This is a genomic window from Plantactinospora sp. ZYX-F-223 (assembly GCF_039649625.1).
In the GTDB taxonomy this organism is placed as follows: Bacteria; Actinomycetota; Actinomycetes; order Mycobacteriales; family Micromonosporaceae; genus Plantactinospora.
In genome coordinates this window covers 1-23938 of the sequence record NZ_JBDJAV010000051.1, presented here as the reverse complement: position 1 = coordinate 23938, position 23938 = coordinate 1, and the positions used below count along the sequence as shown (strand labels likewise).

Sequence of the window (23938 nt, the reverse complement as noted above, 5' to 3'; positions counted from 1 at the left end):
GTGGCTGGCCGGGATCACCCGCTCGCCGGCATGTACGGCACTTCGATGCCGATCGTGGTCGGTCCGCCGGGTGGGCTGTTGACGGTCAACTCGCCGCCGAGCAGGGAGGCGCGCTCCCGCATGCCCAGGATTCCGGTGCCGCCGATGGGGTTCGCGCCGCCGGTGCCGTCGTCGGTGATCGTCATCGTCAGCCGGTTGCCGGTCGTGGCCGTGCGCACGATCAGCCGATTCGCGGCGGCGTGCCGGACCGCGTTGGTGACGGCCTCGTTCGCCACGTAGTACAGCGACGCCTCCACCTCGGCGGGCAGCCGGCGTAGGTCGTCGACCTCCACCGTTGCCGGCATGGGCAGCCGGGCCGCCATCTCGCGCAGCGCTGCCCCGAGGCCGTCCTCGATCAGGGTATGCGGACGCATGCCGTGGACGGTGGCGCGCAACGCGTCAAGCGCCTGTTCGGTCTCGGCGCGGGCCGCGTCGAGTGTGGCGAGGGCGTCCGCCCGGGCGGTGCCCGCCGGCAACGCCTTCCGCAGGTCGAGTTCGAGCATGCCGAGGTGGAGGCTGGCGACCGCGAGATGCCGCTGCACGCCGTCGTGGAGGTCCCGCTCGACCCGCTGCCGTTCCCGCTCGAACCGGTTCAGCTCGGCGATCCGCGCCTGGGCCAGCATGGTGACCTGGGTCTGCAGCTCTTCGAGCCGGGGTGAGAGCAGCGCCGACGCGAGCGCCGCCTGCCCGCAGCAGAGCAGCACCCAGACGTACGCGAGACCGAGGACGACAACAGCGCAGGCCAGCGAGACGGCGCCGGCGGCGGGGCCACCCGAGATCACGAGCGAGTCGGTGATCTGGACCGGACGGCCGGTCGTCACGAGCACCGGGGTGGCGATGCCGGTCACCGCCGCCGTGCCGGCGATGATCAGCACGACGAAGGAGAGCAGCCCCGGTACCGGCTGGGCCAGCGCGTATCCGATCTCGCGCCGCAGCAGCGGCGACCGCAACCGGTCGACGAACCGAGCGAAGGCGCGGCGGTCCGGCGCCGGGGGCGGCCCGCCAGCGAGCCGGGGCAGGCCCACGAGGGCGACCAAGCGGCGTTCGACGGCGGCGAGGGCTACCGCCCAGGCCGGAAAGAGCACGAGGACCGGCAGGCAGGCAAGGCTGATCCAGCCGACCGTGGCGCTGACCATCGTGTACAGCAGGCAGGTCCAGGGCCAGCGGGACAGGAGGAACCGCCAGGGTGCGTCGCAGGCGGCGGACCAGGCGCGGGGCTCGGGCACCACGTCACGGTACGAGGCGGGGCGGTGGGCGGGAATGCCGGAAACCGGGTGGGGTTTTCCCCACCCGGCACGGCACCTGGCCGTAGTGCCCAAAGACAGCCCTCGGCTGTGCGATAACCGGATGACTCGAACGACCCCACCAACGCCCACCGCGATCCTCGTCGAGGCGCTGAGCAAGACCTTCCCGAGCGGGGACGGCGGTCGCCCGGTCGACGTTCTGCGGGGCATCACGCACTCGATTCCCACCGGGGCGATGACGGCGGTCGTCGGGCCCAGCGGCTGCGGCAAGTCCACCCTGCTGTTCTGCCTCGCCGGATTGGAGCGGCCGACGACCGGCCGGGTCACACTGCTCGGACACGACCTGCCCAGGCTGCGCCCTCGCGCGGTAGCCCGGCTCTACCGGGACCGGATCGGCTTCGTCTTCCAGACGTACAATCTGATCCCGTCCTTGTCGGCGCGCGAGAACGTGGTCCTGCCCCGGCGGCTCGCCGGCCGGCCGGTCGACCTCGCCGCCGCCGACACCCTCCTCGCCGAGATGGGACTCGACGGCCGACACCGGGTCTGTGCCTCCCGCCTGTCCAGCGGGGAGCAGCAGCGGGTGGCGCTCGCCCGCGTCCTCGCCACGAACCCGGCAGTGGTGTTCGCCGACGAACCGACCGGCGCGCTCGACACACACACCGCGGCGGTGGTACTCGGCCGGCTGCGCGCGCTGGCCGACGGCGCCCGGACCGTGGTCATGGTGACCCACGACCTGGATGCGGCGAGCCTCGCCGACGATGTCCTGGTGATGCGGGACGGGCTGCTCACCGCGAGGCTCACCCGCCCGACCGCGGACAGCATCCGCCAGGTCATCGCGGCCCAGACGCCGCTTGCGGTCCGGTCCCCGGACGGCGCGCCTGCGGCGGGAGGTGCGGCATGATCCGCCTCGCCCTCGCGGAGTTACGCGCCGACCGGCACCTGTGGATCGGCCCCCTGATGGTCGCCGCGATGGCCGCCGCGCTGATCGGGGTCGCGGCGGCGCACTGGTCGGCAAGCGATACCCCGCAGGTTGCCGCGGCCGCAGCGCGGGCCGGGATGACGGTCGCCGAGGTTCGGGGTGCCGCCTATGTCCTCTACGTCTGCACCGGCCTTGCGGCAGTGGTCGTGCTCAGCACGGTCAGCTCGGCGACGATCGACGCGTTGCGGGTCCGGATCGCCCGGTGGCGCCTGAGCGGTGCGCAGCCGCTGCAGGTCGGACTGGTCATCCTCACGCACATGCTGGCGCTCGGCATAGCCGGCACCACCGTCGGCTGCGTCGTCGCCGCGTTGGCCGCCGATCCGGTCGTCGACCTCCTCGTCCACGCGTCGACCGGAGAGCCGGACGTCATGGACGCGACGCCGGACTTGGCGGTCGTGGCGATCACCCTGGTCCTCACGGTGGGTGTGTGCGTTGTCGGCGCGCTGGGGCCGGTCCGGCGGGCCGCCCGGGTGCCGGCCGTACAAGCGGCCCGCGCTCCGGTGTCACCGCCACGCGGGATGACCGTCCTGCGCTGGATTCTCACCGGACTCGCGCTGCTCGGCGTCGCTGTCATGATCGCCGCCTGCGTGGCCATCGCCTTCGCGCTGCGCGGCTCACCAGAGCTGCTCAGCGCTGGCGCGAGCATGGCGATCAACCTTGGCGTCGCCCTCACCGTGACGATCGCGCTAGCGGCTCCGGCGGGCCTGTCGGTGATGATCCGCCTCTGGAGCGCCGTCGTCCCCGCCCGGCTCTCCCCGGCCTGGTTCCTCGCCCGCCACTCGGCCGCCCACCGGATCACCCACAGCACCGCGGCGGTCGTTCCGCTCATGATCGGGGCGAGTCTCTACGGGATCATGTTCAGCATCGTCGACACCTTCCGGGTCGCCCTTGCCGCCGCCGGGTCGACTGCCGAGGTCAACACCTTCGACACGTATCTCGTCCTCACCCCGCCGGCCCTGCTCACCGCCGTCAGCAGCGTCGCCGTCCTGCTGCTGAACGCGCCCGCCCGACGCCGGGAGTTCGCCGTGCTCCGCGCCACCGGCGCGACCCTGTGGACCATGCTGGTCATGGCCGCGTGCGAGGCCGTGCTCTACGCCCTGACCGCGATCATGTTGGCCCTGGTCAGTGCCGTGGGAGCGACCATCGCCATCGCCGGGTGCATCGCGGTCGCCGGTCTGCCCTTCGCCCCGGCCCTCGACCCGCGGCAGGCGCTCGCCCTGTGCGGCGCGACCCTGATCGCGATGACCATCGCCATGACCGCACCGGCGGTCACCGCGATCCGGAGCGACGCCCGAGAAACGTTGGCCGCTGAATGACCGGGCCGCCGCGTCGATTTCCAGGACGACTCCCGGCAGTACCCGGCCCAGGATCGTCGTGGCCGGCAGCGACCGGCGGGTCTCCGCCAGTTGGGCCCAGGCGAGTTCCCGGGCGGCCCCGCGGGCGGCCCGTAGCGATAGCTGCGGTGTTGAGCGACCTGGCGGCGGTGAGATCGCGCTGCCTACTTCACCGTCCGCATCGGCTGACCGGTCAAGATGCCGTAGCCAACACCAACAAAGATCATGACGCCGGCCACAGCGAAGGCCACGCCAATCAGCCGTTCCAGCAGGATGAAACGCGCTAGACGCTTCTCACCCGGCACATCTGATAACCAGCACCACGGTGGAACTCGCCGCAGCACGCTCGCCTTCACCATCGACCGCCGCACGTGCCACTCCGTCACGCCGCGAAAGTTGGTGGCCAAGGCGACGCCGACGAGACTCACGGCCAGGCTCATGGCGGCACCTGCCAGGAAACGCCAGGTCTCCATCTGACTCCTCTGGTGCGGTCACCGGATCATAGTCGGCGGTTCCTACGTCGCATCCATGCCGCCGTACCCCTGTCAATCAACCCTTGTGCTGGTCAGAGAATGACTGCGCAGGTCGGCGGTGGTACAGGTCAGCCAGCGGGAGCGGTGGCCCGCAGCCCATACATCAGCGGGATTCGCGGCTTGTCGGCTGGCAGCCGCCACCAGCCTCGCTCCGTCGTGATCATCCGGCGCCAGCGCGGCCACGGCACCTCGTCGGTTTCCCGTAGCGCGGTCACCCGCAGGCCGGCGCCGACCAGCGCGGTGACCAGTTCACCGAGACCATGTGACCACTCGTAACTCACCGTGGAGCCGTCCAGCGGCGGCCCGTCGGTGTAACTGTGGGCGGAGTCGAGTCGGCGGGGGCCACCCCCGGCCAGATAGTCATGGCGGAGCACCAGATCGGTGCCCTCGTCCGCCGCCGGAACCAGGCCGAGTGCGGCCAGCAGCGGGTGGAACTCCACCACGTACACGATTCCGCCGGGTCGCAACAGTTCGGCGACCACGCGTGCCCAGCGGTCCAGGTCGGGCACGTAGACCAGGGCACCCTTGCCGGTGTAGACGACATCGAACCGGCGACCGGAAACGGCCCGCACGGCGTCGAAGACGTTGGCCTGTACGTACTCGATGTCAAGCCCAGCGTCGGCGGCGATCCGCCGGGCCGCTGCCACGGCCGCGCCGGAGAGGTCAAGGCCGACCGCCCGGGCCCCACGCCGGGCGAACGCCGCCGTCTCGGTCCCGAGATGGCACTGTAGGTGCAGCACGTCGCGACCCGACAGGCTGCCCAGGTCGGCCCACTCGAACTCGGCGAACCAGAACTCGGCGTCCCGCCTGCCGACACCGTAGAACTCACTGGCCAGATGGACCGGCGTCCGGGCGTCCCAGTTGGCCTCAATCGCGCGCATCATGCCGCTGACGGCTTCGTCGAACCCATCGGTCACCAGTCCATCCAGCCATGACCCGCCGATCGTGTAAAGAACCGACATCGCCAGGCCGCCGGCCCGGATGCCCGCCGCCCACCGAACATCCGCAGACAATTGCGGCGCACTGATCTGCCGCTGACCGAGCGTCACACAGCCGTCGGCCGGCTACCCTGCCCGGCGACGCGCCAGGAGGCCGGAGACCCAGTCGTGTCGATGAGCATGGACGTGGTGCCGCCGTCAGCTCTTCGAGTCGTGCGGTTTGAGCGGCAAGTGTTGCGCTGTTTCGAGGGCAGGGCCGTACCACTGTTCCCACGGTGTCGTCTCGCCAGCTGCGGTTCTGTAGGGCGCGGCGTGCCCGCCGGCATGGCCCAAGATCCAGCGTTCCGGGTGGTTGAGGAGCTCCTCCGCGTCCGGTCCGATCAAGCTTCCGCCATCGACGAGCCGGGTGCACCAGTCAGCGGCGACGATGTTCCACCCGCGGGGATGCTCCGGAAGATGTAGACCGATCCAGCCGGCCGTATGCCAGACCTGCAAGACGGCCGCGCAGGTAGCCGCAGGCCAGGGGCCATGCTTTACCGGGGGCGTCACCATGTCGACCGAGCCCAGTGGGATCTCGTACAGCGACGACTCCTCCAGCACGGCTATCTCCATCTGGCAGATGAAATCCCTGAGTTCGTCCACGACCAACATCATGCGCTGGGCACGACGGCCGCCAAGAGCAGTGCGTCCGATCATGGAGCGGTCAAGGGATGATGAGTCGCATGAGGCGCTTCCCTGACAGCTTCCTCTTCGGTGTCGCCACGTCCGGTCACCAGACCGAGGGGGACAACACCAGCAGCGACACCTGGTTCCTGGAGAACGTCCAGCCGACGGTCTTCGCTGAACGCTCCGGCCGTGCCTGCAACAGCTGGGAACTGTGGCGCGAAGACCTCGATCTGGTTCAGGCCATGCGGCTGGGCGCCTTCCGGTTCTCCGTGGAGTGGGCCAGGGTCGAGCCGTGGGAGGGCACCTTTTCCAGCGAGGCGTTGGATCACTATGCGGCGATTGTCGACAGCTGCTCGCAGCGGGGCCTGGCTCCGGTCGTGACTGTCAACCACATGACGTGCCCACATTGGTTCGCCAAGCGCGGCGGCTGGCTGGATGCCGCCGCGCCCGAGCTGTTCGCCCGGTACTGCGACAAGGTGCTGGACCACTTCGGTGACCGGATCACCGCGGTTGTCACGCTCAACGAACCGAACCTGCCGCAGCTACAGTCCTGGGCGGACCTGCCGGCATCCGTCCGCGAGTTGGAGCGGGCCACGCTGGAGGCCGCCAGCGCCGCCGCGGGCGTGCCCCGCTACCGCGTCAGCAACATCATGCTGCCGGAAGAACTTGACGCCATGCGGGATGGCATGACGGCGGGCCACCTCGCCGCCCGGGCAGCGCTCAAGGCCAGGCGGCCCGACCTGCCCGTGGGCCTGTCCATCGCCATCGTGGACGACCGCGTGGCCGGCGACGACGCGACGCTGCGCGACCGCAAGCGCGCCGAGGTGTACGACCACTGGCTGCGGCTGGCACGCGAGGACGACTTCATCGGCATCCAGAACTACGAGAGCGCGGTCTACGACGCCGCCGGGCTATTGCCGCCGCCGCAGGGGACCACCCTCAACCAGCTGGGCTCGGCGATCGACGCGGAATCGCTTGGGGGCGCCGTGCGGTACGCACACGAGATCAGCGGCGTGCCGGTCTTCGTGACCGAACACGGCATCGGCATCGACGACGACGCCCTACGGGCGGCCTTCATCGAACCGTCGCTGGCCGGCCTGCTCGACGCGATTGACGACGGCGTACCGGTGCTCGGCTACTGCCACTGGACCCTGCTGGACAACTTCGAGTGGACCGCCGGCTACAACATCTTCCACTTCGGGCTGCACACGGTGGACAGAGAGACGTTCTCTCGTACCCCCAAACCGAGCGCGAGCGGGTACGCCGCCATCGCGGCCAGCCGGATCTTGAACTGAGCTGGCGGCGACCCGCGAACAAGCGCGCATACCGCCGTCAGGATTCGGGGCGGTGACCTTGGCGCCTCGGATGATTTCCTTGGACAGCGACGGTGAGCAGGGTGTCCCCAACGGGGTGAGGTTGTCGAGCGGTCTGGGGAGAGTTTCATGACGGGTGGCGCGCGGGTGTTCATCAGTCACACCTCGGACATGGCGGGGTACCCGGATCGGACGGCGTCGTTCGTGCGGGCGGCGATCGACGCGGTGAACCGGGCGCGGCTGGTGCCGGTGGACATGGCCTACTTCGCGGCACGCGACGGTCAGCCCGCCGGATATTGCCAGGAGCAGGTCCGGGCGTGTGACGTGTACGTGGCGGTGATGGGGTTCCGGTACGGGTCGATCGTCCCGGGCACGTCCGTTTCGTACACGGAGCTGGAGTTCCAGACGGCCACGGAGGTCGGGTTTCCGCGGTTGGTGTTCCTGCTCGACGAGCGTCCTGATCTGCCGGTCGGCTTGGTGGACGCGGACCGGTCGCGCATCGACGGCTTCCGGGCTCGGCTGGGTGACGCCGGATTGATCCTGCGCACGTTCTCCACCGTGGAGCGGCTGGAAGTCGAGGTGTTCCACGCTCTGACCGAGCTCAACTTGTATAGCCGTGGAGGGCCGGCGCGGGACACGCTGCCGGCAGAACAGGCCGTGTTCGTCGGCCGGGATCCTGAACTGGAGCAGATCACCGCCATGGTCACCGAGGCCGCCGTGCCGAGTGGGGTGGTCGCGATCCACGCCATCGACGGCATGCCTGGCATCGGCAAGACCGCGCTGGCGGTGCGTGCCGCGCACCGGCTGGCCAGCGGGTTTCCGGACCGGCGGCTCTTCGTTGACCTGCACGGCCACACCCCTGGTCACGAGCCCACCGAGCCGGCCGATGCCCTCGCCGACCTGCTGCGTGCCGACGGCCTCGATCCCCGACAACTGCCCGACGGGGTGCAGGCCCGCTCGGCGCTGTGGCGGGACCGGATGCGCGGCAAACGCGTCCTGCTCGTGCTGGACAACGTGCGGTCAACGGCGCAGGTACGGCCGCTGCTGCCCGGCTCCAACGAGGCGCTCGTGCTGATCACCTCCCGGGTTCGGCTGGCCGACCTGCGCGAGGCCATTCATGTCAACCTGCAGCTCCTGCCCCCCGACGACGCTGCGGCGATGTTCCTCCGGCTGGTCCCCCGTGCGGCGGGCGAGCCAGACGCGGTCGCGGAGCTGGTCGCGGTGTGCGGGTTCCTGCCACTGGCGATCGCGATCATCGCGAGCCGGTTCGCCGCCCGGCCCAGGTGGACCATGGCCGATCTGCTTGCCGAACTCCGTGCCGGCGGACGGGTGCTGACCGTCAAAGGCGAGGACGCCACCGTACGGGCCGCATTCGACCTGTCCTACCGCTACCTGCCGCCCGGACGGCAGCGGTTCTTCCGGCTCCTCGGCCTGCATCCGGGCGTCGACATCGATGCCTACGCCGCGGCCGCCCTCGCCGACACCACCCTCGACGAAGCCGCCGAACGTCTCGACGAGTTGTACAACGACCATCTCCTCGACGAGACAGCGCCCCGCCGGTACCGGATGCATGACCTGATCCGCGCCTACACGCATACCCTTGCCACCACCACAGATCCGCCCCGGGTGGGCGATGAGGCCGTGGACAGGTTGGCGACCGGCTCAGCCAAGCCAACGCCCTCACCGATCTGGCAGCCCTGCGACGGCTCATGGGAGACGTCAACAGCGTCAATGATCTATTGCACCAAGCCCTCGACCTGCACCGCGAACTCGACAATCGGCTCGGCCAGGCCAACACCCTCCAAGAGCTGGCGGTCGTACGGCGGCTGACCGGCGACTACCCGGGCGCGGACGACCTGCTGTGCCAAGCCCTCGACCTCTACCGCGTGCTCGGCCACCAGCGCGGCCAGGCCACTGCCCTCTACGAGCTGGGGATCGTGCGGCGGCTGACCGGCGACTACCGGGGCGCGGACGACTCGTTGCGCCAAGCCCTGGACCTGCTCCGCGCACTCGGCGATCGGCACATCCAGGCAATCGTCCGCACTCAAATCGCAGTGGTGCGGCACCTGACCGGCAACTATGCCGCCGCTGAAGACCTGTTCCAGCAGGCGCTCACCACGCTGCGCGCGATGAGCGCCCCCGACGACGAGGCGGAAGCCCTCAACCACCTCGGCACCCTACGCCGGCTCACCGGACACCCCGACCAGGCGCAGACCCTACATCGGGAAGCCCAGGCCATCGTCCACCGTCACGGCCACCGCCTTGAAGAGGCCCGCGGCCTCGAAGGAACCGGGCGCGCCGCCGCCGACCTCGGTGACATCGTCTCCGCCGCCGCCCTCCTGCGGCAGTCCTTGCACCTGTACCAGGCACTCGGCGTACCAGAAGCCACCCAGGTGGTAGCCGACCTCGCCGACTTCCATCCTCGGCCCTCCGACGCGGCGGGTAATCGAAGCTCGTAGCGCTGGCGTAGTTGCCCCACCCGCTTTGCCGATTTGCCACACCGAGCCCTGCACCCGGCTGCCGGCATGGCGTGGTCGGCGGTGGTGGCGGGGGAGACGATCGGTAGCCTGAGGGGGTCTTCGTGATGGGGCCGGGCGGGGTCAGCGCCCGGCCCCTTGTGCACCTGGGTCTTGACCTTTGGGAGGTCAGTTTTCGCGGGTCCAAGCGGGCGTGATCCGCTGTTCGTGGATTCGCCAGCCCGCCGGTGTGCGTACCGCGGTGGCGGCCAGTCGTAGCCCGCCCGTGAAGTGGGGCGGTTGGCCGTCGCGGTAGTAGTACACCAGCGAGTTCGCCGAGACGGTCGCCTGGTTGCCGTGGATGTCCACCAGCAGGTCGGTGGTCGTGTGCTGGGCGTGTTGCCCGTCGACCTCGCCCTGTCGCATGAAGCTGACGACCTTGTCGATGCCGCGGAGTTCGCCTCCGCGTGGGGAGTGTACGGCCACATCGTCGGTGAAGACGGTGTTGGCGTCCTCCCACCGTTTCTCGTCGAGCAGGAGTGCGAAGCGGGTGAACAGGTCGGTGATCTCGATGCGGTCGGCGATCAGCGTGTCTGTGGACATGGCATCCTCTTTCGTTTTGGCGGGTGGTGATGGTGTCTTGTGTCGGGTGGCGTGTTGTTGAGGAAGAAGGGTTCAGGGGCTGACCAGTACGGTGTTGGCCCGGTCCAGGACGATGCCCAGGACGCGGCCCGCGACGGCGAGGTCCTCGGCTGGCAGGTCGCCCCACAGTCTCTGGGTGATGGGGCCGATCGCGGTGCGGATCTGCGTCCAGCGTGCCCGGCCTTCGTCGGTGATCTGGACGCGGTCGTCGCCGCTGTCGCGTAGGAACCCTGCGGCGGTCAGCTCGGTGATGCGTTCGGTCACCGATGCCTGGCTGAATTGTGTGGCGCTGTTGACCCGGCGGATGAGTTCGGTCCGGTCGATGGCCCCGCCGCTGGCCATGGTCAGGGTGAGGGTCACCCATTGGGGTTCGGTGATGCCGGTCCCGGCGAGCTGTCGGTCCAGGATTGCGTTGAGCGCTTTTTCGGTCTGGCCGATGAGCGCGGTGCCGAAGGCATGGGGTGCGGTCGTCACGATGGTCTCCATATCCGTTCACTAGCCTAACGTTTGGTTGCCTAACGTTTGTGGCGAGAACGAAGGTACATCGTTAGTCTGACTAACGCAACCGGGTATGATCGGCGTCATGACCAGCAGAGCCGTAGCCGTGGACATGCCCGACGATGGTGGGATCAAGACGCCGGACAGACTGCGCCGGGCCAGTCGCCTGCTGTCACACCTGTCCGCGCGGTCGGACCGGCTGATGACCGAGGGGCTGGCCAAGGCCGATGCCCGCAGGTGGCACTACGCGGTGCTCGCCTCGGTGCAGGAGTTCGGCCCGGGCAGCCAGGCGACGCTGAGTCGACGTACTGGCATCTACCGCAGCGACATGGTCGGCGTCCTCAACGAACTCGCGGAACGCGGCCTCGTCGAGCGGGCACCGGATCCCGACGACCGCCGCCGCAACGTCATCACGATCACCGCCCAGGGCCGCCGACATCTGCGCCGCCTCGACAAGGTCCTGGACGACCTCCACGAAGAGCTGCTCGCCCCGCTGCTCCCCGCCGAACGCGACCAGTTCGTGCAACTACTCACCCGCCTACTGGACCACCACACGCAGCAGGCGCCCCAGCCGCCGGTCTCCTGACCCCGACATCACGCGGTGGTCGTCGAGTACCCGGTACCCGCAGACCCCGGCGTGTGCTCATCCATCGGGCTCGACGTCGAAGACCGCCTTCCCGACCACACGTCGGGCCGCGCAGTGCGTCGGGCCGCCTCGCCGAAGCGCTCCCAGGAGCCCCGCCAACCGACCTTGGCCACCAGGACGCCGTCAGCCGTGAGCCGTACCAACCCGCAACAACCTCGCCGGCTGGCGGGGTAGGGCGGGGGACCCGGCCGGCGCCGCCTTCGAGGAACTGCTCACGGGTTGCCACAGACACCCCGCGGGGGCGGCATCTGTTACCGAGCGTTAAGGGTGACTTGCTGGCGGTGATAGCGACTGTACCTGTACGAGCAGGTCGCCGCCGGGTTGGATCGTCCGAACGCCATCACGCCGTTCGGGGGAGCTGTCACTGATCGTAGCGTTACCCTTCCGCCAGTGGCTCGGGTTGGGGCCAGGAGGGCGGGACGATGAATCGCCTGGTGAGATCGCGACTGACGGTCACCGAGTCGGCTGGCGGGCAGCCACGGCGTGATCGACGACCGGACCCGTCACGCCCCGGGACGCATGGTCACGACCTGCCGCTCTCCGCGGATGGGCGCCTACCGGATTCCGGCACGGCGGCAGACTTCCTTGCCTGGTTGTCGGATCCGGTCCGGGCCGGGGCCGTACGGCGGGTTCCCGGTGCCGCCGGCCCCTCGGCGGCCGACGCTGGTGCGGTGGGCGCCCCGGGCCGTCCGTTGGAGCCCACCGTTCGGGCGGAGATGGAGCCCGCTTCGGCGCCGGCCTCGCCGACGTGCGGGTGCACACGAGTCCGTCCGCGGCGGCGTCCGCGGATGCGCTGGGCGCCGCCGCGTACACGATCGGGCGGGATATCGTCTTCGGTCCTGGCGCCTACCGTCCCCACGAACCAGCGGGAAGGGCCCTGCTCGCACACGAGCTGACCCATGTCCTCCAGCAGACGGCGGGCAGGAACGCCCCGAAGGCGGCGGCGGGAACCATGGCGGCCGAGTGTGAGGCCGACCAGTCCGCGCGGTCGGTCGAGGTCGGCGGTGCGGCGACCGTGGCGACCCGGACACCGGTGCGGATGGCTCGCGCCGACGGACCGCAAGGTCGGACGCGGTGCGTGAGCGCCGCGCGGTCCAGATTGAAAAAGGTTCACCGATCATCAGCCGGCTCAACCCGGTCCGCATGCCCGACAGGACCGGTGACGCGACGAACGACCAACCGGCGGGCCCGTTTCCTCGGAGTCCGCCGAGGTATGCCTTGACAGCACCGAGGCGGCGAACTGCCCGGTACGCCAGGAGGGACAGCAGACCTGGTGGGTCCAGGCGATTCAGGTGCGGCAGCCAAGCGGCGGGTGGACAGCGTCACGGTACCCACTGGCAGCCCGGCCAGCGTCGCGAGCACCGCCCACTCGGCAGGGGTACGCCAGGCGCCGGCGAGACCACGCGCATTCGGCCGGTTTATGGCGGCCGGCCCGAGGCACGCCAACCAACTGAGTGCCAGTGCCTCGAACTCCTCACTGGCATAACGCGCGTCAGCGTCCGTGGTGAAGGCAAACCGCTCGGCCGGTAGTGAGGACCACCGGTTGAGCACGCCGGCGATGTCGCCACTGACCAGAGTGCGGCCGTCCGCCAACTCGATGGTGAACGTCGCTCCAGCCCGGTCGAGCCGGTGCATCGAGCGAGTCGCCGACCACAGATCCTGTGGGGAGAGTACTTCCAGGGGGGCGAGGCCGAGCCGCCGCAGTCCCTGGTACACCCAGAGCGCGGCGTGGTCCTCGGGATCGCACAAGACCAACCACATCGCATGCCGCCCCCGCCCCCGTGGCCGGCCGGCGATCGGTTGCTCTCGGGCCGGGCGTGCCTCTCATAACGGTAATCGGGATGGCCGGAGGGCGACCCGCCCATCGATCCAAATCACCTGGAGGAGTGCACCGGGGCTTCGGCCTGCCCTACCCGGCCGGGCGGGTACGTAGTGAACCTTTTTCAACCTGAACCGCGCGGCGCTCGCGCACCGCGTCTGACCTTGCGGTCCACCGCACCGCAAGGGGAGGTTGAAAAAGGTTCAGTGACCGCGGCGGAGGTTCTGGATGGAGTCGTGTCCGGCGATGATGATCCGTGCTGACAGTTCAACATATGCCCGCAGGGGGACTTGCGGTAAGAGCATGGTGCAGGTGCAGAATTTGTGGCCGTGGGCCCGATCAGCTCGCGGCTTACGGAGACAAATTCATGTTCACGATGCGCCAACCAAGCAATAGCCAAGGCTCTGCCGGAGGGGGTTCTGATGCGCGTGTTGCTGTCGACAATCGGATCGCGGGGCGATGTTCAGCCGCTGGTGGCGCTGGCGTTACAGTTGAGAGCCATTGGTCAGGAGGTCCGGCTGTGCGCGCCGCCCGACTTTCACGACTGGATCGACAGCCTCGGCATCCCCGTCACGCCCATCGGTCTTGAGCTGCGCAAGACCTCGCCCTTCAGCTCACCGAGCACCCCGATCCAACTCTCGCCCGAGCGCCGACGTCAGCTCGCGGAAGCCACGGTCGCCACCCAATTCGAGACGATCGCGGCGGCAGCCCAAGGCTGCGACATCATCGTGGCTGCAACAGCCCTACAGATCGCCGCTCGTTCACTGGCCGAGGCTATGGGAATCCCTTACGTCTTCGTCGCCTACTGCCCGACAGTCTTGCCATCGCCATCCCACGCGCCACCCTCCCTGCCTCTACCGGGACAGCCGCCGACGCCTGCAACCGCCGACAAACATGAGCTCTGGGCTGGGAATGCACAACGCTTCAATGACACGTTCGGCACCTTGCTCAATTCCCATCGGGCATCATTGGGGCTGGCCCCGGTCAGTGACGTGCGTAGCCACATCTTCACCGATCGGCCGTGGCTGGCCGCCGACCCCGTATTGGCGCCATGGCCCGATCCCGGGGATCCGGTCGTGTTTCAGACAGGGGCCTGGATAATGCCGGATGACCGTCCACTGTCCCCCGAGCTGGAGGCGTTCCTTGAGGCCGGCGAAGCACCCATCTATTTCGGCTTCGGCAGCATGGCCGCGCCGGAGGACCTCAGCCAGGTGATCGTCCAAACAGCCCGCGCGCTCGGTCGCCGGGCGATCGTGTCCCGTGGTTGGGCCGAGCTGTCGACGGTGGACGACGAGCCCGACTGCCTGGTCATCGGCGAGGTCAACCATCAGGCGTTGTTCAAACGGGTCGCAGCCGTCGTCCACCACGGCGGTGCTGGGACCACAACCGCAGCCGCGCGAGCCGGTGCACCCCAAGTCGTCATCCCCCAGATGTACGACCAGCACTACTGGGCACAGCGCATCCACCACCTCAATCTCGGTACCGCGCACCCGGCCGGCGCACCGACCGCCGACTCGCTGACCAGCGCTCTCAAGCACACCCTCCAACCCTCCATCGGTGCCCGTGCCCGATCCATCGCCGCCGCCGTACGCACCGACGGCGCACCGGCGGCCGCCCGGTGCTTGATGGCCGTCAGCACGAAGCATCCGTCGTGAAACCCGTTCTTGGTCTGATCCGGCGGTGCCCGGGACAGTTCCATCGCCGATCGCGCGCTCGTCGGCCTCCACACGGTCGACGAACGCGGTCCCCTGGCGGCTGGGTAACCGGGAGGTAGCGCAGGTGGCGGGAGGTAGCGCAGGTGGTGGGAGGTAGCGCAGGTGGCGGGTGGCGGTCGCGGCGCCGGCCAGTAGCGCCGTGGCGATCGTCAGGGGCACGGCGTCAGCGGGGCCGGGATCAGCCTTCCCGCGCGTGGGCGCTGAAGAAGCGCCAGATGGATTCCGTAGCGGCCAGCGCCGTTGCCGGCGGATCCAACCCGAGCAGGCGCTCCGCCGCCGACTGCGGCGCCCCGCCCGGCCATTGATGCCCGGCGCCGGCGATGGTGACCAGCTCGACGTCGCGCCCGCCCGGACAGTGCGCGACCGACGTGGTGGTCGGTCCAACGGTACGCACCTCTGGAGCGGCACACCGTGCGATCTCACGCCACCTGTCGATCTGGTTGGGTACGGGGCCGCCGTCGATCTCGACCGGCAACGGCCCGACGCCGTCGTTGTCCAGCTTCCCCGGCCGACCGTCGTACGGGATCACGTCGTCGGCTGTGCCATGGACATGGATCACCGAGATCGGAGCCGGTGACGGGCATTGCCCGAGTAGCTTTCCGGCTACCACCCCAATGGCGGCGAAGATGGTGGTTTTGCAGGCCAACTGATAGGCGAGCATCCCGCCGTTGGACATCCCGGCGGCGTAGACCCGCGCTGGATCGACCGGCAACTCGGCGGAGAGGGCGGCCACCGTGGCGCTGATGAACGCCACGTCGTCGACGCCGTCACGGGCCGGGAATCCGCAGCAGTCGCTGCTCACCGCCCAGGACCGGTGGAGGCCGTTCGGGTATGCGACCACGAAGCCGTACCGATCCGCCGCGGTGTTCCACCCGTACGCCGTCTCCGCCTGGCGGCCGCTGCCGAGGGCACCGTGCAGCATCACCACCAGCGGTACCGGCGCCGACAGCGACAGCGTGGCCGGCCGGTACAGCCGGAACGTGCGTTCCCTGCCGTCCACGGTGACGTTGTGCGCGGACGATCCCACGGGAATGGTCGGCGTGCCCGGCTCGGGCGTGGGCGTTGCGGTCCCGATCGGGGCGGGCCCGGCGGGTGCGGTCGATCCGACCCTCTCCCGCGGCGGCCGCGCCGCGTCGCAGCCGATCAGCACGGCGAGGACGCCTGCGATTGCCAGCACTGCCGACGTGGTGCGCCGGACGATGGCCGCTTTCCTGTTTCGCTGGTACATGACGCCTCGGCCCCTCGCGGTAATCCGGTACTCGTCGCTGGTGGTCGTTGGCCGGTCGGCATGCTGCGCCGACCGGCCAACGACCGCACGGAATGATCACTCCCTGCGGATCGTCACTCTCTCCGGCAGGGGATGGTCAGCTCTCCGCGGGCAGGTCACGGCCTGGCAGCGGAGGACTTGGAGTTGGCCACGGGTAGCCGGATCAGCTCCCAGCCGCCCTCCGGAACATCATCCCCCTTATCGGTACGCAGGTTCATCGGGTTTGCCATACCGAGGTAGATAGCTGATCGGTCGGCCACGATGGTGCGGATCCCGTAGTTGAGGTAGTTGCCGAGTCCGGTGATGCTCACCGGCTTGGCCGGCTTCTTCGGGTTGTCGAAAGCCCACAGGTCGGCCCCGGACGACGCGGGATCGGCGTCGCCGAGCCCAGCCTGGACCGGGCCGCCAACCGTCGGCGGCAGATCCTTGCTGAGATAGCTCCAGTCCATGGTGCCGACGTACAGCGAACCGCCGGCCACCACCATCTTCCAGGTGTAGTTGTTGTAGGCGTTACCGAATCCCGACGCGCCGAACTTGGGCTTGTAACCGGTCGGGCGGAGCTGCCATTCGCCTGCCCCGTCGTTCGCATTCGGGTCGAACGCGGGCAGTTCCGCCGCGCCGTACAGCAGTTGGGCCGACGCTTTGCCCTTGTCGAAGTTGCTGGCCCGGAAGATGCTCGTCGAGCGCTGCGTGTTCTGGGTCGCGATGCTGTCCTGCTCGTCACTTGCCGGCCTGTGCCGGATCGCGTGCGCCTGCGTGGCCTTCAGCGGCACGTGCATCGTTCCCCAGTAGAGGTGGCCGCCGTAGGAGGCGAGGCCGCCGAGACCGTACGTCGCGGCCACGGCCGGGTCCGGCTCGTACTGGGACACGCTCCACACCTGCCGCCAGGAAATGGCGTCGGCCGTGGTGAGGCCCCGCTTTCCGTCCGTCAACCACCCGCTCATCCATACGCCGCCGATGGTGCGGGACTGGACGCCACGACCGACGCTGGGCCAGGTCGTGACGAACATCCGTCCCTTGTGTACGACGAGGTCGGCGACCTGTGCCGGCAGCTTGCCCACCACGATGAACTTGAACGGGCTGGACTTGTTACCGGTCCAGCGCAGCACCGCACCCCCGGCCAGACCGTCGGGTCCCACGCCGACGCCGGCGTAGAGAGCGCCGTCGGCCACCACGATATTCCGGATGGTGCCGTACGCGGCGACGGTGGTCGAGCCGAGGTAGCGGCCCGACTTGTCGTCGAAGGCGAACAGGTTGATGCCGAGGATGCCCGGTCCGCCGAGCAACACGACGCCCTGGTGTGAGCCGGCGGCACGGATTCCCACCGTCGACTCCAACCGTTGCCGGTCAATCTCGGACTTCTTGGTGATCGCTCCGGTCTTGTCGGTCAGTTTGCGCGATGACGTGTCGTAGAGATAGACCTTCGGCGGACGCCAGTCACCCGCTGCCGGCGGTATGGCCGGGCTCTCTGCCCGCTGCGGGCTCTCGCCGTACTCGCACACGTAGTCGTCGTTCTCGATCGGTTCGGTCTCGGTGAGGCTTACCCCGAGGGTGAGGCAGTGGACGTTGGCTGCCGTCCCGAACCACAGGTGGTCGCCGGACTTGGTCAGGCCCCACACGTACGACTGGTTCACCTTCGGCTTTCCGGACTCGCATGGCCACTCGGGTGGGTACGGGGGGCCGATCCCGCCGAAGCACTCGTCCGGTACGGCCTTCGCCAGCAGTTCGGGTTTGCCGGTTGCCGCTGCCGACTGTCTGCTGGTCGGCGCTGCCGACCGTTCGGCCGCCTTGGGCGGCACGTCGTCGAGCAGGTGTTTCTGTACTGCCGGTCCGGCGCTGACCGTGCCGTGCGCGGCAGGCAGACCGGCGAGGGTCAGCGTGGCCGCCAGAACGGTCGCGGTGGGGAGCAGTGACCGGGCAACGCTCCGAGTCCTGTCCATTCGTGGTCCTTTCCTGATAGCGGTTCGTCGCGTGGCTGGTCGCCACGAACATCGGGGCAGGCGGAGGACCGGGGAGCAGGAACCGCCTGATGGGCAGGGCGAGGCGCCCGCTGTCGCGGGAGGTGACGCCCATGGTGAAGATCGCTGACGCCGTACCCCCGGATGGGAGCGCGGCGGCGGTGTCTGCCGGTAGGCCGGCAAGCCGCCTAAGTCAGCTCGAAACGGTACGAAGACGAATGCCGTGTGACATCGACAGCTCCAGCCGACATAGGTGGCAACTAGCTACTTCATGACAATAGCTCATGAATCGGGCGTGGGGTGCGAAACCCGTGAAACCGGCGGGCGGCTGCGGCGTGGTCCGGGCGGCCCTGGTGGCGTGGGGCGGCGCAGCGCGGCGCGCGGCCGGACGGGTGTGGGTAGCCGGACAGAATAGGATAGTTGTCCCAGGAGATCGTTAGTTCGGTTGTAAGCAGATAAAAGGCGACAGATCGCTAATCTCACTCTTCGCGGGATCGCACGTAGAATCCCCCCAAATGGGAGCAGAGGTCAGGCCGGCGCCCACGACACCTCCCCCGCACGGCCGGACGAGGTGATGGGTGCCCGCGCACCTGACCCGATGACGGGAGTTCGATGAGTACTGCGCCCGGCGGGAGTGAGCCGATCATCGCCATCAACCCGTGTGGCGGAGTAGAGCCCGGTCCGCGGATCGTGGCGGCCGCCGGTGCCGGCGGCGGGATGGGTGTGTTCGATCTTGCCCGAGGTGATCGCCGGGCGTTGGGGGCGCTGGAACAGGCCGCGTCGTGGTCGATCGGGCCCATCGGGGTACGGGTTCCGGCAGGTTGTGCCGCCACGGTGACTGATCTGGAGCGTGCCGGCAAGGGCCGCGTGAGCCTGGTGGTGTTGCCGACGGATGGGGCGTGGTCGCTGGGTGAGGCCGCGGGCCGGTACCGGGTGCTGGTGGAGGTGACCAGTGCTCGCGAGGCGCGTGCGGCGGCTGCGGCCGGTGCGTACGGGTTGGTCGCGCGCGGTTCGGAGGCGGGCGGGCGGGTCGGTGAGCTGAGTTCGTTCGTCTTGTTGCAGCAGTTGCTGTCCGACGAGGCGCTGAGCCTGCCGGTCTGGGTGGCTGGTGGCATCGGACCGCGTACGGCCGCCGCCTGTGTGCTGGGCGGGGCGGCCGGCGTGGTGCTGGACAGCCAGTTGGCGCTGATGCCGGAGTCGGACCTGCCGGAGGACGTACGGGCCGTGATCGGGCGGATGGACGGCTCGGCGACGGTGCTGCACGAAGGCGTGCGCGGGATACGCCGTGCGGGTCGGCAGGACGGCACGGGCGAGTTGCTGCCGGTAGGTCAGGACGGCTGGTTGGCGGCGGTCTTCCGGGAACGTTGGGGGAGTACGGCGGCGGCGGTCCGCGGTATCCGCCAGGCGATCGGGAATGCGGTCGGGGACGCCGTGCCCGGTGGGGTACTGGCACCGGGCGCACCGCTGGCCCGGGCGTTGGGCGTGCGGATACCGGTGGCGCAGGGGCCGATGACGCGGGTCAGCGACGTCGCGGGGTTCGCGGCGGCGGTGGCCGGTGACGGCGCCTTGCCGTTCATCGCGCTCGCCCTGGCCAGCGGCGAACAGTCCCGGCGGATGTTGCGGGAGGCCGCGCAGGCGTTGGGTGAGCGTCCGTGGGGGGTGGGCGTCCTCGGTTTCGTCCCGGAGGAGTTACGGGCGGCGCAGCTTGCGGCGGTGCGGGAGGCCCGGCCGCGCGTGGTGATCATCGCGGGTGGCCGGCCGGCGCAGGCCAAGGTCCTTGAGGCCGAGGGCATCAGCGCGTTCCTCCATACGCCGTCGCCGGGGTTGCTGCGGCAGTTCCTGCGCGCCGGGGCGCGGCGGTTCGTGTTCGAGGGCGCCGAGTGTGGTGGGCATGTGGGGCCACAGACGAGCTTCCCGTTGTGGGAGGCGCAGGCGCTCGCGTTGGAAGAGTTCCTCGATGGCGCGCCGGCCGGGACCGCAGCGCAGGTACAGGTCTTCTTCGCTGGTGGCATCCACGATGCGCGTTCGGCGGCGATGGTGGCGGCGTTGGCGGGACCGTTGGCGCGTCGCGGCGTGCAGGTGGGGGTGTTGATGGGTACCGCGTACCTGTTCACCAGGGAGGCGGTCGAGTACGGGGCGATCCAGCCGTTGTTCCAGCGTGAGGTGATCGCGGCGACCGGCACGGCGGTACTGGAGACGGCACCGGGACACGTGACGCGCTGCCTGCCCAGCCCGTACGTCGACGACTTCCACCGGGTGCGGCAGGAGCTGGTTGCGGCGGGGGCGGCCGGTCGGCAGGTGTGGGAGCGGCTGGAGATGCTCAACGTCGGCCGGCTGCGGATCGCCAGCAAGGGTCGACGGCGCGACGGAGATGCGCTGGTCGCGGTGGACGAGGCGGGTCAGCACGCCGAAGGGCTGTTCATGGCGGGCCAGGTGGCGGTGCTGCGGCACGCGCGGACGACGGTGGCCGCCCTGCATACCGACGTGACCGTCGGGGCGCAGCGCTTCCAGGCCGAGCGGATCGCGGCGCTGGCGGCGACCCTCGGGCCGGGCGCCGAGCCGGCCGAGCGGACGCCGACGACGCCGCTGGACATCGCCATCGTCGGCATGTCCTGCGTCTTTCCGGACTCCCCGGACCTGGCCAGCTTCTGGCAGACCATCCTCAGTGGCCGCGATGCCGTTACCGAGGTGCCCGCCCAGCGGTGGGCGGTGGACACCTATTACGCATCCGAGGTGGCGCCGGGCCAGGCGGGCCGGATCAGCGTGTCGAAGTGGGGCGGGTTCCTCGCGCCGGTGCCGTTCGACGCGATCGGGTACGGCATCCCGCCAGCGGCGTTGGCCAGCACCGACCCGACCCAGCTGCTGGCCCTGGAGACCGCGCACCGGGCCCTCGTCGACGCCGGGTACCGCTACGACGCCCCGGGCACCGACCACTCCCGTACCGGGGTGGTGTTCGGCGCCGAGGCGGGTAGCGACATGGCGCATGCACAGACGCTGCGTACGATGCTGCCGGCCTATCTGGGTGAGGTCCCAGCGGCGTTGCAGGACCAGTTGCCCACGGTCACCGAGGACTCGTTCCCCGGCGTGCTGGCCAACGTGATCGCCGGGCGGATCGCGAACCGCCTGGACCTCGGTGGCCCCAACTTCACCGTGGACGCGGCGTGCGCCTCGTCGCTGGCGGCTGTGGACGCAGGATGCAAGGAACTCGCCGCGGGCACCAGTGACCTGATGATCTGCGGCGGCGCCGACCTGCACAACGGCATCAACGACTATCTGATGTTCACCTCGGCGCACGCGTTGTCCCCAACCGGCCGATGCCGCTCGTTCGACAGCACCGGCGACGGCATCGCCCTCGGCGAGGGCGTCGCGTGCGTGGTGCTGAAGCGGCTCGCCGACGCCGAGCGCGACGGTGACCGCGTCTACGCGGTCATCAAGGGGGTTGGCGCCTCCAGCGACGGGCGCGCCCTGGGCCTGACCGCGCCGCGTGCCGAGGGGCAGCGCCGGGCGCTCGACCGGGCGTACGCCCGCAGCGGTATCTCCCCGCGACAGGTCGGGATGGTCGAGGCGCACGGCACCGGTACCGTCGTGGGGGATCGTACCGAGCTGGAGACCCTGACCCGACTGTTCGTCTCCTCCGGCGCGCAGCCGGGCAGTTGTGCGCTCGGCTCGGTCAAGTCGCAGATCGGCCACACCAAGTGCGCGGCCGGGCTCGCGGGTGTGCTCAAGACGGCACTCGCGCTGTACACCGGGGTCAGACCGCCGACCATCCACCTGACCCGCCCCAACCCGGCGTGGGATCCGCAGCGCAGCCCGTTCGCCTTCTTCACCGAGGCCCGCCCGTGGAGCTCCGCGGCCGGTGAGCGGTTCGCCGGGGTCAGTGCGTTCGGCTTCGGCGGCACCAACTACCACCTGGTGCTCGCCGCACACCCACACACCCCCGAACCGCGCCACGGCCGGCAGGAATGGCCGGCAGAGTTGTTCTGCTTCCGCGGCCCCGACCTGGCCGCGGCGCACCGGGCCGTGCAGAAGTTGGCCGCCGTGCTGCGGACCACCGACCGGTACGGCCGGCCGTGGCGACTGCGCGACCTGGCCGTCACCGCCGCCACAGCGGCCGACCTACGCTCCGGACCCGTCCGGGTCGCGATCGTCGCCCGCGACACAGCCGAACTCGACGAGCTGCTGCACCGCGCCCTCGCTGGCGAGCACAACCCCGGGCAGGGACTCATCCAGCCACGCCAGCAGCCCACGGACGGTACAGCCGGCGGGAAGGTGGCGTTCCTGTTCCCCGGGCAGGGCAGCCAATACCCCGGCGCCCTGGCCGAACTCTTCGTCACCTTTCCCGAGGTGCGCCGGTACCTCGAACCGGGTGCGGAAACGGCGGACCTGCTGTTTCCGCCGGCCGCGTTCGATCCGGACACCGAACGCGCACAGCAGCAGCGGATCCGCGACACCCGGGTGGCCCAGCCCGGCCTCGGCATCGGTGGCCTCGCCGTCGACCACCTGCTCCGCCGGCTCAACATTCACCCCGACCTCACCGCAGGGCACAGCTACGGCGAACTCGTCGCGTTGTGCGTTGCCGGCGCCTGCGACCCGCCGACCCTGCTGGAGCTGAGTCGGCAACGCGCCGACGCGATCCTCGCCGCCACCGGTGACGATCCCGGCACCATGGCCGCGGTCACCGCCACCCCGGAGCGTCTCGGCGCGGTCCTGGCCGATGCCGGCCTCGCCGACCGGGTCGTCCTGGCCAACCGCAACGCCCCCACCCAGCAGGTGATTTCCGGCCCCACCCCGGCGGTGCAGGCGGCGATCACCGCACTGAAGGCCGCCGGTCTGACGGCACGCCAACTCAACGTCGCCTGCGCCTTCCACAGCCCGCTCGTCGCCGCCGCGGCGGAGCGCTTCGTGCAGGTGCTCGCCGCCCAACAGGTCACCGCACCGCGCGTCCTGGTGTGGTCCAACCGCACCGCCACCGCCTACCCCGCCGACGCCGACCAGGTACGGCAGGAACTCGCCGCCCAGCTCGGCGCCCCGGTCCGCTTCGTCGAACAGATCGAAGCCATGTACGCCGCCGGCGTCCGCACCTTCGTCGAGGCCGGCCCGGAGCAGGTACTCACCGGTCTGGTCCGGGCCATCCTCGCCGACCGGCCGTACCTCGCCGTCGCCTGCGACCGGCGTACCGGCGAAGGGCTCCGAGACTTCCTCGTCGCCGTGGCACAGCTGGCCTGCGCCGGCGTACCCGTGCAGACCGGCTGGCTGTTCCACGGCCGCGACGCCGTCGAGGCCACCGTGACCGCGTCCGACGCCCGTCCCTTCTGGACTGTCGACGGGCAGCTCGTCCGTGACCGCGATGGCGCCAGCCCCACCGGCGGCATGACGCCCCCACGACGCATCAAGGAGTTGTCGATGACCCCGACAATCGGGCCCGCCGCCGACGGCCGTGACACCTGTGCCGGGCGGGAGGGCCGTGACGAACTACTCGCCGAGTTTCTCCGGACGAATCGCGAGATGATCGCCTCCCAGCGCGACGTCATACTCGCCTACCTCGGCAACACCAGCGGTGGAGACATCGCCGGGCGGCCATCGCGGACACCCCACCCAGTGGGCTCGCCGGTTGGCGCGGCAGACGTCGCAGCCGGTTCACCGGCGCCAGTCCCGTCGGCGCCAGCCACGCCGAACCAAGCCGTACCGATCTCGCCAGCGCCGGCGACAGCCGGTGCACGGGCACCGGTCCCACCGGCGCCGGCCCCGACCGGCCCACCCGTACCGGTCCCGTCCGGGCCGATGCCGGGCATGATGCCGGGGTACGGGCCGTCCGGTAACGGACGGGTGGGCACCGGCCCCGGGAGTGGCGTCGCCGCCGCCCCGCTCGTGGCCGAGCCGCCGAGTCTCGG

Annotated in this window: 15 protein-coding genes and 1 pseudogene; 8 read left to right on the top strand and 8 right to left on the bottom strand. The window is 70.0% G+C overall.

Going from position 1 to position 23938, the window contains the following annotated elements; genetic code table 11:
- Positions 1 to 14: 14 nt before the first annotated feature.
- On the bottom strand, positions 15 to 1265 hold the full coding sequence (locus AAH979_RS35180) for a sensor histidine kinase (protein WP_346262448.1): 1251 nt from the start codon (positions 1263 to 1265) through the stop codon (positions 15 to 17).
- Positions 1266 to 1386: 121 nt separating this feature from the next.
- Between AAH979_RS35180 and AAH979_RS35175 the strand changes: the two genes are divergently transcribed.
- Complete coding sequence (locus AAH979_RS35175) at positions 1387 to 2184, top strand: ABC transporter ATP-binding protein (protein ID WP_346262447.1); 798 nt, start codon at positions 1387 to 1389, stop codon at positions 2182 to 2184.
- Positions 2181 to 3578 carry an FtsX-like permease family protein gene (locus AAH979_RS35170; protein ID WP_346262446.1) on the top strand — a complete coding sequence of 466 codons (1398 nt, stop codon included), beginning with the start codon at positions 2181 to 2183 and terminating at the stop codon, positions 3576 to 3578. The genes AAH979_RS35175 and AAH979_RS35170 overlap by 4 nt, the downstream gene beginning before the upstream one ends.
- A 182-nt stretch (positions 3579 to 3760) precedes the next feature.
- Here the strand turns inward: AAH979_RS35170 and AAH979_RS35165 are convergent, their stop codons facing one another.
- From AAH979_RS35165 to AAH979_RS35155, 3 genes are all read right to left on the bottom strand, one after another.
- Positions 3761 to 4069 (bottom strand): hypothetical protein, encoded by a 309-nt coding sequence (locus tag AAH979_RS35165; protein ID WP_346262445.1) that lies wholly within the window; start codon positions 4067 to 4069, stop codon positions 3761 to 3763.
- A 128-nt stretch (positions 4070 to 4197) separates the two neighbouring features.
- Positions 4198 to 5046, bottom strand: coding sequence for a class I SAM-dependent methyltransferase (locus tag AAH979_RS35160; protein WP_346262444.1), 849 nt, complete (start codon positions 5044 to 5046; stop codon positions 4198 to 4200).
- Between the two features lie 219 nt (positions 5047 to 5265).
- Positions 5266 to 5709 carry a hypothetical protein gene (locus tag AAH979_RS35155; RefSeq protein WP_346262443.1) on the bottom strand — a complete coding sequence of 148 codons (444 nt, stop codon included), beginning with the start codon at positions 5707 to 5709 and terminating at the stop codon, positions 5266 to 5268.
- A gap of 80 nt (positions 5710 to 5789) precedes the next feature.
- Here AAH979_RS35155 and AAH979_RS35150 point away from each other — a divergent pair, with 80 nt between their 5' ends.
- The 3 genes and pseudogenes from AAH979_RS35150 (at position 5790) to AAH979_RS35140 (ending at position 9505) form a co-directional block, all read left to right on the top strand.
- Positions 5790 to 7028, top strand: coding sequence for a family 1 glycosylhydrolase (locus AAH979_RS35150; RefSeq protein ID WP_346262442.1), 1239 nt, complete (start codon positions 5790 to 5792; stop codon positions 7026 to 7028).
- Between the two features lie 147 nt (positions 7029 to 7175).
- Positions 7176 to 8312, top strand: a pseudogene (locus AAH979_RS35145) (DUF4062 domain-containing protein); the annotation flags it as partial.
- 443 nt (positions 8313 to 8755) lie between these two features.
- Positions 8756 to 9505 carry a tetratricopeptide repeat protein gene (locus tag AAH979_RS35140; protein ID WP_346262441.1) on the top strand — a complete coding sequence of 250 codons (750 nt, stop codon included), beginning with the start codon at positions 8756 to 8758 and terminating at the stop codon, positions 9503 to 9505.
- A gap of 186 nt (positions 9506 to 9691) precedes the next feature.
- Here AAH979_RS35140 and AAH979_RS35135 read toward each other — a convergent pair whose 3' ends face one another.
- Positions 9692 to 10105 (bottom strand): nuclear transport factor 2 family protein, encoded by a 414-nt coding sequence (locus tag AAH979_RS35135; protein WP_346262440.1) that lies wholly within the window; start codon positions 10103 to 10105, stop codon positions 9692 to 9694.
- A gap of 72 nt (positions 10106 to 10177) precedes the next feature.
- Positions 10178 to 10630, bottom strand: a complete 453-nt coding sequence (locus tag AAH979_RS35130; protein WP_346262439.1) for a hypothetical protein — start codon at positions 10628 to 10630, stop codon at positions 10178 to 10180.
- A gap of 97 nt (positions 10631 to 10727) precedes the next feature.
- Here AAH979_RS35130 and AAH979_RS35125 point away from each other — a divergent pair, with 97 nt between their 5' ends.
- Both AAH979_RS35125 and AAH979_RS35120 read left to right on the top strand, forming a co-directional pair.
- Complete coding sequence (locus tag AAH979_RS35125) at positions 10728 to 11228, top strand: MarR family winged helix-turn-helix transcriptional regulator (RefSeq protein WP_346262438.1); 501 nt, start codon at positions 10728 to 10730, stop codon at positions 11226 to 11228.
- Between the two features lie 2301 nt (positions 11229 to 13529).
- Positions 13530 to 14762 carry a glycosyltransferase gene (locus tag AAH979_RS35120; protein ID WP_346262437.1) on the top strand — a complete coding sequence of 411 codons (1233 nt, stop codon included), beginning with the start codon at positions 13530 to 13532 and terminating at the stop codon, positions 14760 to 14762.
- 238 nt (positions 14763 to 15000) lie between these two features.
- On the opposite strand, the gene AAH979_RS35115 is transcribed toward AAH979_RS35120, so the two are convergent.
- Positions 15001 to 15849, bottom strand: coding sequence for a PHB depolymerase family esterase (locus tag AAH979_RS35115; protein WP_346262436.1), 849 nt, complete (start codon positions 15847 to 15849; stop codon positions 15001 to 15003).
- A gap of 356 nt (positions 15850 to 16205) precedes the next feature.
- On the bottom strand, positions 16206 to 18029 hold the full coding sequence (locus AAH979_RS35110) for a hypothetical protein (protein ID WP_346262435.1): 1824 nt from the start codon (positions 18027 to 18029) through the stop codon (positions 16206 to 16208).
- 852 nt (positions 18030 to 18881) lie between these two features.
- Between AAH979_RS35110 and AAH979_RS35105 the strand changes: the two genes are divergently transcribed.
- Positions 18882 to 23938 (top strand): beta-ketoacyl synthase N-terminal-like domain-containing protein (locus AAH979_RS35105; protein WP_346262434.1); only part of this gene is annotated, 5057 nt, incomplete at its 3' end.

Bases quoted from the DNA above. Each gene is read 5' to 3' on its own strand.
- AAH979_RS35175 (WP_346262447.1), top strand. From the start codon at position 1,387: ATGACTCGAACGACCCCACCAACGCCCACCGCGATCCTCGTCGAGGCG.
- AAH979_RS35170 (WP_346262446.1), top strand. From the start codon at position 2,181: ATGATCCGCCTCGCCCTCGCGGAGTTACGCGCCGACCGGCACCTGTGG.
- AAH979_RS35165 (WP_346262445.1), bottom strand. From the start codon at position 4,069: ATGGAGACCTGGCGTTTCCTGGCAGGTGCCGCCATGAGCCTGGCCGTG.
- AAH979_RS35150 (WP_346262442.1), top strand. From the start codon at position 5,790: ATGAGGCGCTTCCCTGACAGCTTCCTCTTCGGTGTCGCCACGTCCGGT.
- AAH979_RS35140 (WP_346262441.1), top strand. From the start codon at position 8,756: ATGGGAGACGTCAACAGCGTCAATGATCTATTGCACCAAGCCCTCGAC.
- AAH979_RS35135 (WP_346262440.1), bottom strand. From the start codon at position 10,105: ATGTCCACAGACACGCTGATCGCCGACCGCATCGAGATCACCGACCTG.
- AAH979_RS35130 (WP_346262439.1), bottom strand. From the start codon at position 10,630: ATGGAGACCATCGTGACGACCGCACCCCATGCCTTCGGCACCGCGCTC.
- AAH979_RS35125 (WP_346262438.1), top strand. From the start codon at position 10,728: ATGACCAGCAGAGCCGTAGCCGTGGACATGCCCGACGATGGTGGGATC.
- AAH979_RS35120 (WP_346262437.1), top strand. From the start codon at position 13,530: ATGCGCGTGTTGCTGTCGACAATCGGATCGCGGGGCGATGTTCAGCCG.
- AAH979_RS35110 (WP_346262435.1), bottom strand. From the start codon at position 18,029: ATGGACAGGACTCGGAGCGTTGCCCGGTCACTGCTCCCCACCGCGACC.